This is a genomic window from Bacillus sp. 05T22 (genome assembly GCF_056396765.1).
Map to the genome: position 1 here is coordinate 1 of NZ_JBFTMC010000100.1, position 15,900 is coordinate 15,900.

Genomic DNA, 15,900 nt, shown 5'->3' on the forward strand with positions numbered 1-15,900 from the left:
CTATGGAATAGACACTTAAAAAAAGTCTATTCCATAGGGTATTTCTTGTATAATAAGAAAAAAATAGAATCGGAGAAAATTCAAAATGACAAAAAAGYTATTTACAGAAAAAGAAATGCAAGTTCTATCAAGTAACCCATATGTGAAATCTGTAAGTGAGAAAGGGCTCACCTATACAGATGAATTTAAACGTATTTTTATTGAGGAAAATGAAAAAGGAAAACTACCCCGAGTTATTTTTGAAGAATGTGGGTTTGATATAGATGTAATTGGAATACAGCGTGTTGTGTCATCAGGAAATAGATGGCGTGCCTCGTATAAAGAAAATGGCGTATTTGGTTTAAGGGATACACGTAAAGAAAACTCTGGAAGAAAGTTAGAAAGAGAACTTACATTAGAAGAAAAGTATGCACGCTTGGAAGCTGAACGAAACTTACTAAAGGCCGAAAATGAGCTGTTAAAAAAGATCAAACTTATGGAAGGGAGGATGGGAAAGAAATAACGTTACCACCTAGTCAGAAATATATCTTGATTCGTTCTGTCATCATAAAATACAACTTAAGAAATATGGTGAGTCACTTGTGTAAAGTAACTGGTGTATCCCGTTCGGGATACTATAATTATTTTTCCGTTTCATCTCAAGAACAGCGGAAACAAAAGAGTGATCAAGATGAAATCGTGAAAGAAATCATACTGAAAGCACTTCGATTTAGAAATCGAAAGAAAGGGGCTCGTCAAATAAAGATGACATTGGCGGGTCATTTTCAAGTTGTCTACAATTTAAAGCGTATCCGTAGAATCATGAAGAAATATGAGATTGTCTGTCCGATTCGTAAAGCGAACCCTTATAAAAGAATGCTGAAAAAGACAAAAGAACATCGAGTAGTACCAAATCGATTAAATCGAGAATTCAAACAAAATATCCCAGGAAAAACGCTTCTTACAGATATCACTTATTTAGTTTACGGTAAGAATAAAAGGGCTTATTTGTCTACAATTTTAGATGGCTCAACCAATGAGATTTTAGCTTACCATGTTTCAGAACAGATGACATTAGACCTCGTAACGACAACTCTTCATAAACTAAAAAGGAATAAGAGGATTCGATTGACTGAAGGTGCATATATTCATTCAGATCAAGGAGCCCACTATACAAGCCCTACCTATCAAAAATTAGTCAAAAAGCTAAAGCTCGGACAATCCATGTCAAGAAGAGGAAACTGTTGGGATAACGCCCCACAAGAATCGTTTTTTGGTCATCTGAAAGATGAGGCACATATAGAAACTCGCGAGTCTTTTACTGAGTTGAAACAAGAGATTAAGAAATATATGACGTACTATAATCACTATAGATATCAATGGAATTTAAAAAAGATGACTCCTGTTGAATACAGAAATCATCTTCTTGATGTTGCCTAACTTTTTTTAAAATGTCCTTTACAAAGGGTACAGATTAGACTAAGAGCTACTTTGTTCTTTGAGGTGTTTTTTAATAAACATAATAAGAGATAGCTAACTCCTAATCGCCTCCGCCATCTCCTGAACTGCCACATCCACTACCACTGCTACTATCACACCCATTATCACTATCCCAATATCCCCATGATGAATCTGAAGAGCCATTTCCGTTCGTCTTTTTATTAGTTTCATTATCTTCCTCGAACAGACCAAACAAAATGACATATAGAAAATATAATGCCATCATCAACACAAAAAGTACCATATAATGCAAGAACTAGTAGGTTTAATAACTGATAATAACACACCCAATATACACGCTGCTGTTATACCATATATTATTTTAGCTATCGATCTTAATATTCCATTAGACGAATTAATTTCCGGCACCATTTGCTTCATTTTTATAGCCTGCTGCCTTTGATTATATTTCCTCTGTTTTCTTTTTTTACTCATATTTACCCCATGCCCATCAACTTAAGAAGGAAAATAAAATGAACTTTCGTTCATATGAACGAAAAAAACTTAAAATATTTTGTGTCTTTAAAAATGAGCATACCAAATAAACCTAGATAGGTATCATTTTTAAAAATTATGCTGCTTTCTTTTGTTTTCCAAGTCCACTATACTCATAGACAACACCCATAATATCAAAGACTGTTTTCTTCTCATATCTATGAGATTTCTGTCCATTCTTCTCTAGGAGGTGGAATAGGCGGATTAGAATCTTTGTTAGTTCTTGGGTGTTTTTCTGTATAGCTTGATACAGAAGATATAAATAATCTTGGATCATTCCTATTGCTTTGTATTCGCTTAATTCTCTTTTTTTCCTTTGTAAAAGGAGTTGACGCATTTTAAACATAGTAGAGGAGCACAGGAAAATAGCGATTAGCTTTCCATATAGTTGGCACTCTAATCGTTCCTGTTTTACATTACGATAATGATCTATTTTAAAGAGTGATTTCCACGTTTTAAAGACAATCTCTATTTGCCAACGCAAAGTATATAACTCATGTACCTGTTCCATCGGAACCCATTCCCAAGGTGTGTTCGTCACATACACGTTTAATCCTGCTACCATTTTACTTTTCTCTGAGTACGTTCTATTTTTTGATTTTTCTTTTTCAGCAATCTTAGCTCGTCGTTTTTGGAGTTGTTTTTCTGTTAATCGATTAAAAATGACTCGTGCAAACAGTTGTTGTTTATCACCAATATAAGCGTGTTTTAATTCAATCGTTTCTCCGGGCTGTAGTTGATTTAAAATCTGTTTCACATCAATCTGTATGTATTCCGATTGTTTCTTAATTGCACCATTTTTAAAGTATTATGGGCTCGGATTTTTCACATATACATTCGTATTCAATTTTAAACGAGAAATATAGTATGTACCTCGTTGATCTATTTGATCTAAGTCTTCCAATGAAAAATAACCCAAATCACGAATACATAAATCCCCTGGTCGTAAGGTATCTAAGCACTCTGTACCAAAGGTTTTGTCATTATTTTTTCCTGGTCCAACTTGAAAGTTAAGAAATTCCCCACTGTGTAGATCGTATTCTAATTGAATTTTGATTCCGGCTGTTTGGGCACATCCTCCAGAGCCTGGATATACATTCTCTAAAGCATTTGGCACTTGAAATAGGGTGGCATCTAGGATACGGATTCGCTCAAAATAAGAGAAGAGTTGGTTAGAAATCTGTGTTTGTTCACATATTTTTTGTTGTAACAGTAAAGAAAAAATATGTTGTAAAAACAAAACTGCTTTCGCATTTAAACGTTTATTTAAGCCCTCAGGGCTGAGTAAAGTACCAGTAGCTGCATGAAGCCTGCTACATAATCGGACTAAGGGATCACTTGCCACCCGTTGACTGATCCAAATACAAATGGTAGCTAAGTCTGATCCAGAAAACTTTCGTTTTCGTTTTATAAATCCGATTTCTCTTGCAAGTTCTTCTAAGAATACAGGTGTAACATATCGTTGTAATTCTTCTGCAAATGGTAGTAGTTCATTTTGAATCGAGGGATTCATAAGAAAACGCCATCCTTTCTAATTTATCTTTTTTAGAAAGGATAACGTTTTCTGGTATTTGAGGGTATTAAAATCTCTTGAGTTGATGGGCATGTAAGGTGACCCCATAAAGCTAAGACAAGTTAGATATCTCAATAATATAGTGAAACAAGATCATCGTTTGATTAAGAAACGTGTGCGTTCTATGTTAGGGTTCAAGTCTTTTAGCACAGCTACATGCATTCTTGCAGGAGTAGAAGCCATGCATATGATCAAAAAAGAACATATTGATTTACAGGATCAGTCTGTTCAAAACCAGAAAGAATTCATCCATTAATTATTCGGGCTAGCAGCATCAAATACAATTCCACTAGAAATATATGCGCTATATTCTCTTTTATTTTATCTTTGCACCAGAACCGCAAGTGCCATAGGAAATTTTATGCTATGCCCCTAAACATGATTAACGTAGTTTAGTTTAATAATAAAAGTTGGTTAAATATTAAGAATAGAGTAATTATGTTCAATCCTTATTCTAAAGTGGTTCATTATTCGTATTTGTTCTTCAGTTAACCTCTCTTTATTCCAGTACATATGCATTAAGTTATATTCAAATATTTCCTTCAATTTAATAAATAGAGAAAGTTTCTCTAACATCTCTGGAGATATATCATTTTCCTCTTGATATCCGTCGATTATTGCTTTCGTAATAGAACGTCCATAGTCAACTATGTTGCCATTCCCTACAAACGAATACTCCAGCGCACTATATATTGGAACAGCTAAATCAAATATATAATAATGTTTTTCACAATCTTGAAAATCAACCATTGTCAATTTCGAATCACTATCTACTAATATGTTTTCTAACCATAAATCCCCGTGTAGTAAACCATATGTAGAATTACATTTTGGCAAATTTTTAATTGTAGATAACACCTTATGTGCTATTTCTCTAATAGTACTTTCTTCTTTAGGGATATATTTATGAAAATCATATTCCTCATTATCATGCCAATCGTTGATATATTTAGTCGGCATTATATCTTCAAATTTCCTTGATAAACGATGTAATCTACCGATTTGCCGACCTAATTCTTTTAATACATTGGCATTCCATTGACTTCTTGGTAAATGTACACCAGAAGCTGCATTATATAAAACAGTTAAAACGTCCTTATCAAGTGTTATATTTTCTACTAATTTACCGTTTAAAGAAGATATGGTAGGCGGGACACCAAATCCTTCATTATATAAAAAGTTTGTATATTTAACCTCTTCTAACTGTTCATCATATGTTTTATAGTTCGTTATTCTAGCGAAGAAGTCACCTTGTTCTGCAATACACCGATACATTTCATTTGTTACTGATTCGACTTTAATAAAATTCACTGGATATAATTCGTTAAGTAATTCAAGTATCTTTTGTTCCATATACATTTTAATTCCTCCAATTCAATATAGATAATGACTTCCTTACAAAACTAACCTGCTTTGTTAGTTTAATAATAATGTAATTCTTCCAGCTTCAAAAAAAAAACCTTCGCACTTAATAGTATATCAAATGTGGGAAACCTTTCCATAAAGGGGTGCGGAAACGATTCAGGGTATGAGGGGCCACTCTGGGGTTTAATTACAAATCAAAAAAGAACTTTATTCAAGTTCTTTTAATCTACGATATAGAGCATCCTGACTCACTCCTGTAATCTGACATATTTCCTTTACTGTTTTATTGGTATGTTTTTGTAATTTAATTGCATGGTTCATGTCAGGATGTTTATCCGTGTATTTCTTCACTCTTCCCCTCTAAGAAAATATGCAAAAAAAGATAAGACCAGGAGCTCGGTCTTATCTATGGCATAAGGAGAAACAAATAGGGTGATAACCATCACTTTTTCATCATATTACATTAACTGTTGAATTTGAATATTATAACTAACAATGGTGCTAATATCCATATTGAGAAATTTATTACTAACTCTTATAGTTCCAAAAATTTCTTCTTTTCATAAGTATCCATGGGAGTTTAGTTTATTTTTTTAGTTTTGGGGGTGATTGATTTCTTAAGTTGATGGCGATGGCCTCACCATATCCAAAAAAGAAAATTGTACGTTTAGATACAATCTGGACACATTTTAACTGATACACTGTACGTTAAGTGAAAAGTTTGTTACCAAAATCCAGCCTTTTGAAAAAAAGATCCCAATATTAGGGGATCTTTTTTAGTGAGTTAGTCTTAGATAAAGAAATTGTACTTCTTTATCTGTTCCAGATAAACTAATTGATGTCTGCACTACAGCATTTATTGATATTATTAATAGAACAAACATGAATATCAAAAACGATTTTGGAATATCATTTTTCTTTTTTATGAAAGATATTAAGAGAATTAAAAGTAATATGACCAAATATGCTATTGATACATACAATTCTAAATTTTGTTGGCTTAATTTGTTAACGGCATTTCGAAAATCTTCTAAGTCCAACTCATTTTCCTTATTTTCCTTTATTATTGAATTAGAACTTTTATAACCAATTTTCCACGTATAATTGTTGTTTTCTTTATCTACAATATAATAATAATTACGCACTTCTTTTTTTGTAATAATTTCTCCATTTGCTAAAGTTTTTGAACTAGGAACCATTATCCCTATAAGGCATAGCACAATCATTAATTTACTCTTCATATTTTAGTCTCCGACATTTAATGTATTTTCATATTCTTTTATTACTTTGTAAAAAGTATTTTTCTTCAAGTCTAGCACCTCCATGAATTGAACCCCAGTTATTTCTCTATTTTTCCACTTCGGATAAGTTTCTTCTATTAGAAGTAATTGCCTTGAGCTTAAGGTCGAAAGGTTCAACTGAGGACGACCTAAATGTTTCCCTTGAGATTTAGCTACCGCAATCCCTTCTGCTTGTCTCTGATGAATTTTTTTTCGTTCTTGATCTGCAACATAGGAAAGTAAAGATAAAAATTGATCTTCCATTAATCGTCCCATGTCACCCATTTCACGGAATTTACGACTATCAAACAGGGTTTCATTTTCTAAAACAACAATATCTGCTTGTAATTCTCTTGTTATGTATTTCCATTCCGCAATTACTTCATCATAATTACGTCCCATACGATCTAAAGCATCTATATAAACAATATCACCTGTACTTAATATTTTTCGTAATAATTGGTACTGAGGACGATCAAAATGTCGTCCACTTGCTTTATCGACAAAAATACGTCGAGCTTCCACTCCTCGTTCCATCATCTTATGTAATTGACGTTGTTCATTTTGTTCCTTTGTACTTACACGTATATATCCATAAATATTTGCCACGTTCGAGACTCCCCTTACATTTATTACCACAATTATACCACTTTTGTTTATAAAGGTAATCATTAAAAATAAACGTTTATAAAATAATTCAACTCACCTTTATAAACTTGATATTTCAATGTTTCATAGATGTTCTTTACCTGTTTGTAAAGGTATACCTTTTTAAACGCTGCTCACTTTTTAGGACGGCTCATAGGGGCCACTCGCCACTTTAAGTTAACAGAACTTTAATTCTGTTAACTTAAATAATGAGCGGCCCCAAAAGTAGTAATCTTTGCCGTACCCCTACAAGATTTTATGCGAAAAATAGGGAGACATAGGGAACAGTGGGGAGGCAAAAGCCGCGCTAGGATAGAAATATATATAAAGATGTATAAACGAATGCAAAGAGAAACAGGTAGATCCCTGGTGGGAGTAAAGGATCCGCCTGTTTCCTCGTTACCAATAATGATGTGTTATGTTTTATATAGTTGCTTTTTGTGTCAGGGCGTTTGATGTGGTTATTTCCGCATATACGTTGTTTAAAGCACTAATAAAAGATCGATGTACCTGTTGGGCAGGAATAATGTTTTCTTGGAATGCTAAATCTTTTGTAGTACAAGCATTTTCTATAACAATACAGTGAAACCCTAAATCATTAGCAGCTCTTACAGTTGCATCTATACACATATGAGTCATCATTCCACATATAACAAGAGTGTCAATATTTTCTTTTTGAAGAACTTTTAATAATTTAGTATCTCGGAAGCTATTTGGAAAATGTTTTTGTATCAAATATTCTTCTTCCAATGGTTTTACTTCTTGATGTATTTCTGCTCCTTCAGTATTTGGAAGAAAAAAAGTAGCATTTTCTTTAGTTGAAATATGTTGGACATGGAAAATAGGTCTTTTTTTGTCTCGAAAGAAATCTAAAACTTGTTTTGCATATTGTACAGTTTCTAATGGTTTACTTAACTCCATTTTTCCATTAGGAAAATAATCGTTTTGAATATCAATTAATACTAAAGCTGTTTTCATTTTTCATCCCCCAATATTCTGAAAATTATTTTATAATTCTATTATAGGGAGATGAAATGAAATTAGTAATATTCTCATGAAAGAGTTTAGCTTCAAATAATTTCGTCGTGAAAGGATTTAAGAATATGGTTGATCATATAGATATTAAGATATTAGGTTTGTTAAAAGAGAATTCGAGGGTACAGTGGAAAGATATTGGTAAAGAAATACATATGACTGGGCAAGCTGTTGCGAATAGGATTAGAAAACTGGAGGAAGAGGGAATTATAAGAGCCTATACAATTTTATTAGATGAGATGAAATTAGGGAAATCTCATTTGGCTTTTATCACTATTTTTATGAAGACAAATGAACATTCTAGGTTTTTAGATTTTATTGTAACAAAAGATTCTGTTGTAGAGGCTCATAAGATAAGTGGAGAAGGTTGCTATATATTAAAAGTTTTTTTAGAGTCACAGGAACAGTTAAATAATTTGTTAAATGAGATTCTTATATTTGGAAATTATCGTTTGAATTTATCAGTTAATAAAGTAAAAGGATAAAATAAGGAAAGAGATCATCTTTTAGGGATCTCACCACACCAACATCAAGTTAAGAAATTCATTATTTCCTAAAACAACAAATGAACTGGATTTCCATAGACAACTATGAAGAGATAAAATTTTCGTTTTGGGGTGTTTCTTTTCACTAGCTTGATGGGTATGGGGTTCAGCCGCATGTGAACAGTTCCCTGTCAAGTAGACAGTGGAAATAATAAAAATACTTTAAGCTGCTTGAACCCATGCCCATCAAGCTAATATTTTGAAGTGTCCCCAAAACGAAATTTCTATCTAAGAAATAAACCATTAAATGTACAATTAAAAGAAATGTATTTGATATTATTTTAATGTCTTAAATACGCATAACCCCGTTCCAATTTTAGAACGGGGTTAAAATAAACTTTTTTAGTTTCTGGTGTGATATAATTCCATATTAAAAATATAATAACACACATTCGTTTAAATATGGTTTGGGTTATTCCACAATCACGCCTGATTGCTGTAGATCAATAATTTTTTGAGGCTCTCAATTTAACAGGGTAAATAGTGATTTATCGGTAATTGTTATGAATTGGTTGAAACAAATCCTCTCGGCTGGCCCGAACAACAGAAAAATTGTCAACATTGTAATGACCATGAAGTATTTCATTATGATGACTTATTATCTTTTCAGCAGATAGGATTGAAGAATCTGTCGTTGAATGACCATCCCCAACTAAAGTAACATCAAAATGATGCACCGTTGCAGTTCTAACTGCTGTGTCAATACAGTGTTCTGTTTTACATCCCATGATAACAAGATGTTCGATCTCGTTTTCCTTTAAAAAATCCATTAATAGTGTACCATAAAACGCATTTGTAGCTACTTTATCAAATATTTTTGCATTGGTTGGCACTTTTACTGTCTGGTGTATTTGAAAACCTGTACCTTTGCCATCAGCAACATCTTTATCCCTCACAAAGATAATCAAAGCATGTGATTCTAGTGCTTTATTAATAACCAAATTAATATTATCTAACAATGCTTCTTTATTAAGCACATTTTTAGTTTCGTTATTATCATCAACTAATTCTTGTTGGACATCAATAATAAGCAAAGCTTGGTTCAATATAAAAACTCCTTTATGCTATAATTTATATATATGTTCTCCATATCTTTCTTCATTCTAGTAATCATAATATCGCCCCCTTTTATCTTTTGAACCTATTTCGTTACGAACCTAATAAGTAGTGTTGTTACATGTTAAGAGAGCAGACACTACTAGATAGGGGCCTAGGTCTTTTGACAAGTTCTCCTTGACAATTAGGACATACATAATTCATTAATTTTGTACACTCCTCACAAAATGTACATTCATGTGTGCAAATAAAAGCCAAAGATTGCTCTTCAATCTTATTATTACATTTCTCACAACATTTCCTCATCTCAAGTCCCATTTTTATTCCTCCAATAACATTTTTTTCATTATATACATAAAATTATAAATATAATATAATCTTGTTTAAATACAAATTATTAGCTGTTTCATCCAAAAGACTTAAAAAATTTATTCATTATAGGCGTTTTGCTTTAAATAAAAAGGGGATGTTTAGAATGGACCATATTGATCGAAAAATTTTACATATTCTTCAAGAAGATGGACGTATATCTATGACTGAACTAGGAAAAATGGTGAACTTATCAACACCTGCTGTAAAAGAAAGAGTAAAAAAATTAGAGGATAAAAATATTATTACAGCCTATAGGGCAGTTATAAATCCAGAGAAGTTAAATAAGAATGTAACAGCTTTTGTTTTGTTTGAATCAAAAAAATGTCAACAATTCAGAAATTTTTGTAAAGAAAATCCCATGGTCTTTGAGTGCCACAGATTAGCCGGACAATATAGTTATTTGGTGAAAATAGTCACTGAATCGGTGCAACATTTAGAAGAATTTATAGATGCTTCAATGGAGTTTGGCTATCCATCAACTTTAATTAACTTATCATCACCGGTAAAATATAGATGTATTTTTTAGAATAGAGTTCTTCGAAGCTATTTAAGGGATGCTGCCACATTGCCATCAACCTAATTTTTTAAAGTACCCCCTAAACGAAAAATTTGTGTTTTTTATAGAACCGACATTCATTTTTATCGTTTTGGGAATAACTAATTTCTTAAGTTAATGGACATATGGTAAAGGCTAAGTTGAACGTTCATTTTTAACCATTAATACTGGTCTTGCTATTTTCTCATAAATAAACACATATACAACATCTACTCCCTTCATATCTATCGATACCTTTGGCTATTGGTGTGTAGTGCAGAAATAATAGTCTTGTTTAATTTTGTCCTCCAAAAGACAATAACCTCCTACCTGTTGATTTGGTAGGAGGTTATTAAAGTTATTTAAAACTCATTCTAATAAGTTTAAATTAAGATGATAATTCCTTTAATGTATCATGTAATTTAAACTTTCTAATTTGATATGCAGCGATAAATCCTGCACATGTTCCCAATAATATACTAACCACGACTAAAGATAGTATTTGTAAGTAAGGAATATCTACTATCTTTAAATCCAAACTAGGTAACACAATATAACTAAATATAATACCACCAAACGCTGCAATAATGCTTGCTATTAATCCTAAAAAAGTACCCTCTAACCAAATAATTTTTTTCATTTGTCCGGGAATTGCACCAACAGCTCGAATCATACTTATTTCAGCACGACGTTCATATATACTTGCTATAATTGCATTCATTAAACCAATACCAGAAATCACAAAAATAATACCAACTAATAACCGAATCAATAGTAACATTTGATTTAACAATGTTAGCTGTTCCTTTAATAAATCTGTACTATTAATAAGTTCTATATTAGTTCCATTCTTCATAACTTGGTTAACTTTCTGTTGTATTTCATTAATATTCTTATGAGAATCTACTATTATTTCTATAGATTCATAACCTGTTATTTGGAAGTTCTTTTTTGCCCATTCCTCATTAACTAGTACCCCCATGGTACCCATTTGTAAATTTTTTTCCAATATAGACACGATCTTAATAAGCTGTGGTTCATGCCCCTGTGATTGAACCTTAATTTTATCATTCAATTTTATTCCTAAGTAATCGGCAGTCCTCTTTGAAATAACCCCTTCACCGTTTTTAAGAGGTTCCTCTAAACTTTTTCCTGATACTACTTTTATTTTTTTTATCTGGTTAAACACAGTTGAATCTATACCAGAGACTTCCATTCTTTCGGGATTAATATTATTTTTCCGCACAAAGTCATACCATTCTGAATCAGATTTTTTAAAATCGTAATCAACTAATTTAGATTTTGTATCTGTTGCAATAGCCGCTGTATTCTGTACACCTTTAATTTGGTTTATTCTTTCTAACCACTCAAAAGGAATTTGTTCATTTGCTCGACCTAACATTGGTACACGAATAGATAAGTCAGCTGGCATGCTTTTCTTAATCCCTTGCCTCATACCTTCCTGCATTGAATTCATATACATATTTCCTACCAACGCTAACATAAATCCAAAAGACAATATTGCAACTGAAATCGCTGCTTTTTGTCTATTACGTACCACGTTCCGGCTACTTATGGAAGTTTCTATACGAAAGACGCGTTGAAAAGGTTTAGTGATTATTGGTGTAATAATTCTAATGATAAACGGTATAGCAAACAATAATCCTATTACAAATAAAAATGCTCCGATAGGTCCAATATTTATATTAATTAGCTTCTCTAAAAACGTTGCACAAGTTCCAATGATAATACCAACTACTGCTACAAAGAAACTAATTATACTTATTTTCTTTTCCTTTTTATTGACAGACAAAATCACAGGTCTAAAAGCTTCTACTGGTGGAATTTTCCTTATAGACATTGCTGGAATAATAGACCCTATAATTGACATCATAATTCCTACAATAAAAGTTGATATTAATAAGCCCCAGGAGATTATAAAAGTCTCACTATCAACAGTTGCCCCTCCTATCCACCTATTAATTAATCCTGATACTAAACGATATAATAAAGTACCCATTGTGACTCCTATTAAGGAACCAATACTACCAATTATTAAGGATTCAAGTAGGACTACACCTATTATTTGAACAGATCCACTTCCTAGGGCACGTAGTAATGCCCACTGTTTAAGACGATCACGTACAGATAAGAAAAAGCTTCCCATGACTAAAAGAGCTACAACAAATAGAGCTACCCCACCTAGCCCCCAGATTAAAGGCTTCATTACATTTAAACGTTCAAATGCTTTATCAACATATAAGCGTTGATCAATTTTCACACCATTTAACACACTTTTTATTTCCGAAACTAAAAAGGCTTTTTCATTAGCATTAGCCGTTTTTATTTGCACTAAATTATATTTATTTTTCAAATTCATTTCATTTTGTAGCCAATCAATAGGAAAGAATGCAGTTTGCTTCATTGCAGACATTGTTGGCGGATTAATAATACCAACTACTGTTACTGTTTTTTTATTAAAAGGTGGAAAAGGCATTTCAATTTTTTCACCTAATTTAATCCCATTTTTCTCTACATAGGACTTTGTAATCGCAACTTCTGCCCCTTTTTCTGGATATCTCCCTTGATCAATCTTATAAGCACGAATTTCAGGTGAATTTGGTTCGACTCCCCAATACGCCGGTTGGTTTGAAATTTCCGGTTTATTAGGTATTACATATGGTATTAATACCTTTGATACAGTTTTAAGGTTTTTAATATTTTTTATTTGATCTACTTCTTTGTCATCTAAATATTGATCATTTTTCATATAACCGAATTGCAAATTGTAGTCACCGTAATTGTTCTTAACTTGCTGTCTTACTGTTTCTTCGACAGAATTATTGCCTAGTAACAACATTGTGGCTAACATAACACCTAAAGCTGTACCAAGGGCAATAAGTGATGTTCTTAATCGATTTTCCTTAATTGATTTTATAGCATATTTAAAAATCCACATTTTCAAAACCTCCCGTTCTATTGAAAGTGTTTGTTCATTATTTCTTGAATACGCTTAACTTTTTCTGAAATATTTTCGTTAGTTTCCTCGTATTCATGAATTATTAAACCATCCAATAGAAAAACAACTCTGTCCGCATGAGCTGCTACAAAAGGATCATGTGTTACTACAACTGCCGTTTGATTTAAGTCATCACAAGCATTCCTAAGTACAGTAATTATATTTTTACTGTTTTCAGAATCCAATGCTCCTGTCGGTTCATCTGCTAATATAATTTCAGGATCATTAGCAAAAGCTCTAGCAATCGCTACTCGTTGTTGTTGACCTCCAGAAAGCTGAGAAGGAAGATTTTCCTCCTTTCCTTCTAAGCCAACAATTTTCAAAAGTTTTTTTGCTTGATTTGTGGCTTTTTGTTGTTCGACATTATCTAATAATAAAGGAAGGGTAACATTTTCTTCCGCATTAAATATCGGTATTAAGTTAAACTGCTGAAAAATGAACCCTATTTTTCTTCTTCGAAACAGTGCCAATTCTTTTTCATTCATCATTGAGATTTCTGTATTCCCTATTTTAATTTCTCCCATTGTAGTTGTATCTATCCCTCCGAGTAATTGCAACAGAGTAGTTTTACCTGAACCACTCGCACCCATTATACATAGGAATTCACCTTGCTTTACTTCAAGATTTACCCCTTTCAGGATGTTTATCATTTTCTTTTCAATGATAAATGATTTCTCTAAATTCTTAACTTCTATAATCCCCATAAAAATCTCCCTATATTAGTATTTAGACAACAACAGGTATCTATTACTTTCTTCTTAATGAAAAAGTAATAGATACCTGTTGTTTTATAGTATATTTAAGTTTAATTAGCACTCTACTTATTCACCTGGTGTACTATCTTTGCAAATACCACCAACTACAGTGTAGAAGTAGTTATTTAACCAAACTTCAAAACCACAGCCTTTTACTACGTCAAAAGCATTTCTGAATTCGTCAATTGTTAGGAAATAAAATTTTTCGCAAATAATTGTTCTAATTACTTTTTTTAGTTGAAATTACATAATTTATAACATTAACAATCTTTATGATATAATACTATTAAAGTATATTCAATAATATTTTGTATTTTTCGACATTTTTCCACGCTTTTTATATTTCTTTTACCTGTGAGCCTGCCGCATACTCATCGAGCTAAAGAGAAATTGTATCTATAAAACGAAAAAAACGTTATTCTTTCTGTAGAATCATAGGAAAGGATGGCGTTTTTATATGTCTATTTCTGTATCTGATGAATTACAACTATTTGCTCAAGAAGTTCAAAGCTTCTTATCTCCAAATATCTTACGAAATCTTGCTAGAGACGTTGGTTTTGTGCAACGAACAAGTAAGTACCAAGCAAAAGATTTAGTGGCTTTATGTATATGGATGAGTCAAAATGTCGCTAAAACCTCTTTAACTCAGTTATGTAGCTGTTTAGAAGCATCAACAGAAGTACTTATCAGTCCGGAAGGACTGAATCAACGATTTAATGCCACAGCCGTGCAATTTCTACAACAATTGTTAGCCGAACTTCTCAACCAAAAGTTATCTTCAACTAAGCTGATTTCTTCTCCATACACTTCTATTTTCAAACGTATCCGTATTTTAGATTCAACTGCATTTCAACTTCCCGATGTATTTTCATCTGTTTATCCAGGTGCAGGAGGATGCAGCCATACTGCGGGGGTGAAGATTCAGCTTGAATATGATTTATTAAGTGGACAGTTCCTACATATTCATACAGGTCCAGGGAAACAACATGATCGGACCTACGGTTCTCTGTGTGTCCCAACTGTAGCAGCGAATGATTTATGTATTCGAGATTTAGGGTATTTTCATTTGAAAGACCTTCAATATATACAAGATAAAAAGGCTTACTATATCTCTCGTATCAAGTCAAATACACGTATTTATCAAAAAAATTCCACCCCTGATTATTTTCAAGATGGAAGAATCAAAAAAGGGACAGAGTATATACAGATAAATATGGAGGCCTTAATGAACTCCCTTCAGCCAGGACAAACATGTGAAATATTCGATACTTTTGTAGGAATGACTGATAAAGTACCAACCCGCGTGATTGTTCATCGGCTAACAAAAGAACAACAACAAAAACGATTACAAGATCAAACTGTAAGAGAAAAAAAGAAAGGAATGAAGTATTCTCCTCGTAGTAAACGACTCAGTGGTATCAATGTATATATGACAAACACCCCTACAGATATTGTCCCGACGGGACAAGTACATGATTGGTATTCTTTACGTTGGCAAATCGAAATTTTATTTAAAACGTGGAAGTCATTCTTTCAAATTCATCATTGTAAAAAGATAAAACCGGAACGATTGGAGTGCCATTTATATGGTCAATTGATTGCCATTCTACTCTGTTCTTCTATCATGTTTCAAATGCGACAATTGCTCCTCATGAAGAAAAAACGAGAGCTTAGTGAGTATAAAGCCATATATATGATTAAAGACTATTTTCTTCTTCTATTCCAAACTATACAAAAAAACAC

General features: G+C 32.4%; 14 protein-coding genes and 2 pseudogenes. 5 read left to right on the forward strand and 11 right to left on the reverse strand.

Annotation, left to right across the window (positions count from 1 at the left end; all coding sequences use genetic code 11):
• Positions 1–85: 85 nt before the first annotated feature.
• A protein-coding gene (locus AC1DIT_RS22210) for an IS3 family transposase (protein ID WP_154214600.1) occupies positions 86–1,419 on the forward strand; the annotation gives its coding sequence in 2 pieces (ribosomal slippage) (positions 86–470 and positions 470–1,419; 1,335 coding nt in all).
• A gap of 100 nt (positions 1,420–1,519) precedes the next feature.
• Here AC1DIT_RS22210 and AC1DIT_RS22215 read toward each other — a convergent pair.
• Together AC1DIT_RS22215 and AC1DIT_RS22220 are read right to left on the reverse strand one after the other, a co-directional pair.
• Entirely contained in the window at positions 1,520–1,702 is a 183-nt protein-coding gene (locus AC1DIT_RS22215) for a hypothetical protein (protein ID WP_229170350.1), read from the reverse strand.
• A gap of 348 nt (positions 1,703–2,050) precedes the next feature.
• A pseudogene (locus AC1DIT_RS22220) lies at positions 2,051–3,487 on the reverse strand (IS4 family transposase).
• 106 nt (positions 3,488–3,593) lie between these two features.
• On the opposite strand from AC1DIT_RS22220, the pseudogene AC1DIT_RS22225 reads away from it, so the two are divergent.
• Positions 3,594–3,803, forward strand: a pseudogene (locus AC1DIT_RS22225) (DDE-type integrase/transposase/recombinase); the annotation flags it as partial.
• Positions 3,804–3,961: 158 nt separating this feature from the next.
• Here the strand turns inward: AC1DIT_RS22225 and AC1DIT_RS22230 are convergent.
• The 5 genes from AC1DIT_RS22230 to AC1DIT_RS22250 form a co-directional block, all read right to left on the reverse strand.
• Positions 3,962–4,906: a phosphotransferase enzyme family protein gene (locus tag AC1DIT_RS22230; protein WP_016115890.1), complete on the reverse strand. Its 945-nt coding sequence runs from the start codon at positions 4,904–4,906 to the stop codon at positions 3,962–3,964.
• Between the two features lie 213 nt (positions 4,907–5,119).
• On the reverse strand, positions 5,120–5,263 hold the full coding sequence (locus tag AC1DIT_RS22235) for a helix-turn-helix domain-containing protein (protein WP_077293793.1): 144 nt from the start codon (positions 5,261–5,263) through the stop codon (positions 5,120–5,122).
• Positions 5,264–5,688: 425 nt separating this feature from the next.
• A complete protein-coding gene (locus AC1DIT_RS22240) occupies positions 5,689–6,153 on the reverse strand; it encodes a hypothetical protein (protein ID WP_016115891.1) in 465 nt (154 codons plus the stop codon).
• A gap of 3 nt (positions 6,154–6,156) precedes the next feature.
• A complete protein-coding gene (locus AC1DIT_RS22245) occupies positions 6,157–6,801 on the reverse strand; it encodes a recombinase family protein (RefSeq protein WP_016115892.1) in 645 nt (214 codons plus the stop codon).
• Between the two features lie 462 nt (positions 6,802–7,263).
• Complete coding sequence (locus AC1DIT_RS22250) at positions 7,264–7,818, reverse strand: cysteine hydrolase family protein (RefSeq protein ID WP_016115893.1); 555 nt, start codon at positions 7,816–7,818, stop codon at positions 7,264–7,266.
• Between the two features lie 125 nt (positions 7,819–7,943).
• On the opposite strand from AC1DIT_RS22250, the gene AC1DIT_RS22255 reads away from it, so the two are divergent.
• A complete protein-coding gene (locus AC1DIT_RS22255) occupies positions 7,944–8,360 on the forward strand; it encodes an Lrp/AsnC family transcriptional regulator (RefSeq protein ID WP_016115894.1) in 417 nt (138 codons plus the stop codon).
• Positions 8,361–8,908: 548 nt separating this feature from the next.
• On the opposite strand, the gene AC1DIT_RS22260 is transcribed toward AC1DIT_RS22255, so the two are convergent.
• Positions 8,909–9,466, reverse strand: a complete 558-nt coding sequence (locus tag AC1DIT_RS22260) for an isochorismatase family protein (RefSeq protein WP_016115895.1) — start codon at positions 9,464–9,466, stop codon at positions 8,909–8,911.
• 127 nt (positions 9,467–9,593) lie between these two features.
• The gene (locus tag AC1DIT_RS22265; protein WP_016115896.1) at positions 9,594–9,794 is read right to left on the reverse strand and encodes a DUF1272 domain-containing protein; all 201 of its coding nucleotides are present in this window, start codon (positions 9,792–9,794) and stop codon (positions 9,594–9,596) included.
• A 157-nt stretch (positions 9,795–9,951) separates the two neighbouring features.
• Between AC1DIT_RS22265 and AC1DIT_RS22270 the strand changes: the two genes are divergently transcribed.
• Positions 9,952–10,374 (forward strand): Lrp/AsnC family transcriptional regulator, encoded by a 423-nt coding sequence (locus AC1DIT_RS22270; RefSeq protein WP_016131863.1) that lies wholly within the window; start codon positions 9,952–9,954, stop codon positions 10,372–10,374.
• A gap of 397 nt (positions 10,375–10,771) precedes the next feature.
• Here the strand turns inward: AC1DIT_RS22270 and AC1DIT_RS22275 are convergent, their stop codons facing one another.
• Together AC1DIT_RS22275 and AC1DIT_RS22280 are read right to left on the reverse strand one after the other, a co-directional pair.
• Positions 10,772–13,342 carry an ABC transporter permease gene (locus AC1DIT_RS22275; protein ID WP_016115898.1) on the reverse strand — a complete coding sequence of 857 codons (2,571 nt, stop codon included), beginning with the start codon at positions 13,340–13,342 and terminating at the stop codon, positions 10,772–10,774.
• A 17-nt stretch (positions 13,343–13,359) separates the two neighbouring features.
• Positions 13,360–14,106, reverse strand: coding sequence for an ABC transporter ATP-binding protein (locus AC1DIT_RS22280; RefSeq protein WP_016115899.1), 747 nt, complete (start codon positions 14,104–14,106; stop codon positions 13,360–13,362).
• Between the two features lie 508 nt (positions 14,107–14,614).
• Between AC1DIT_RS22280 and AC1DIT_RS22285 the strand changes: the two genes are divergently transcribed.
• Positions 14,615–15,900: IS4 family transposase (locus tag AC1DIT_RS22285; protein WP_476998405.1), on the forward strand; the 1,286-nt coding region annotated here is incomplete at its 3' end.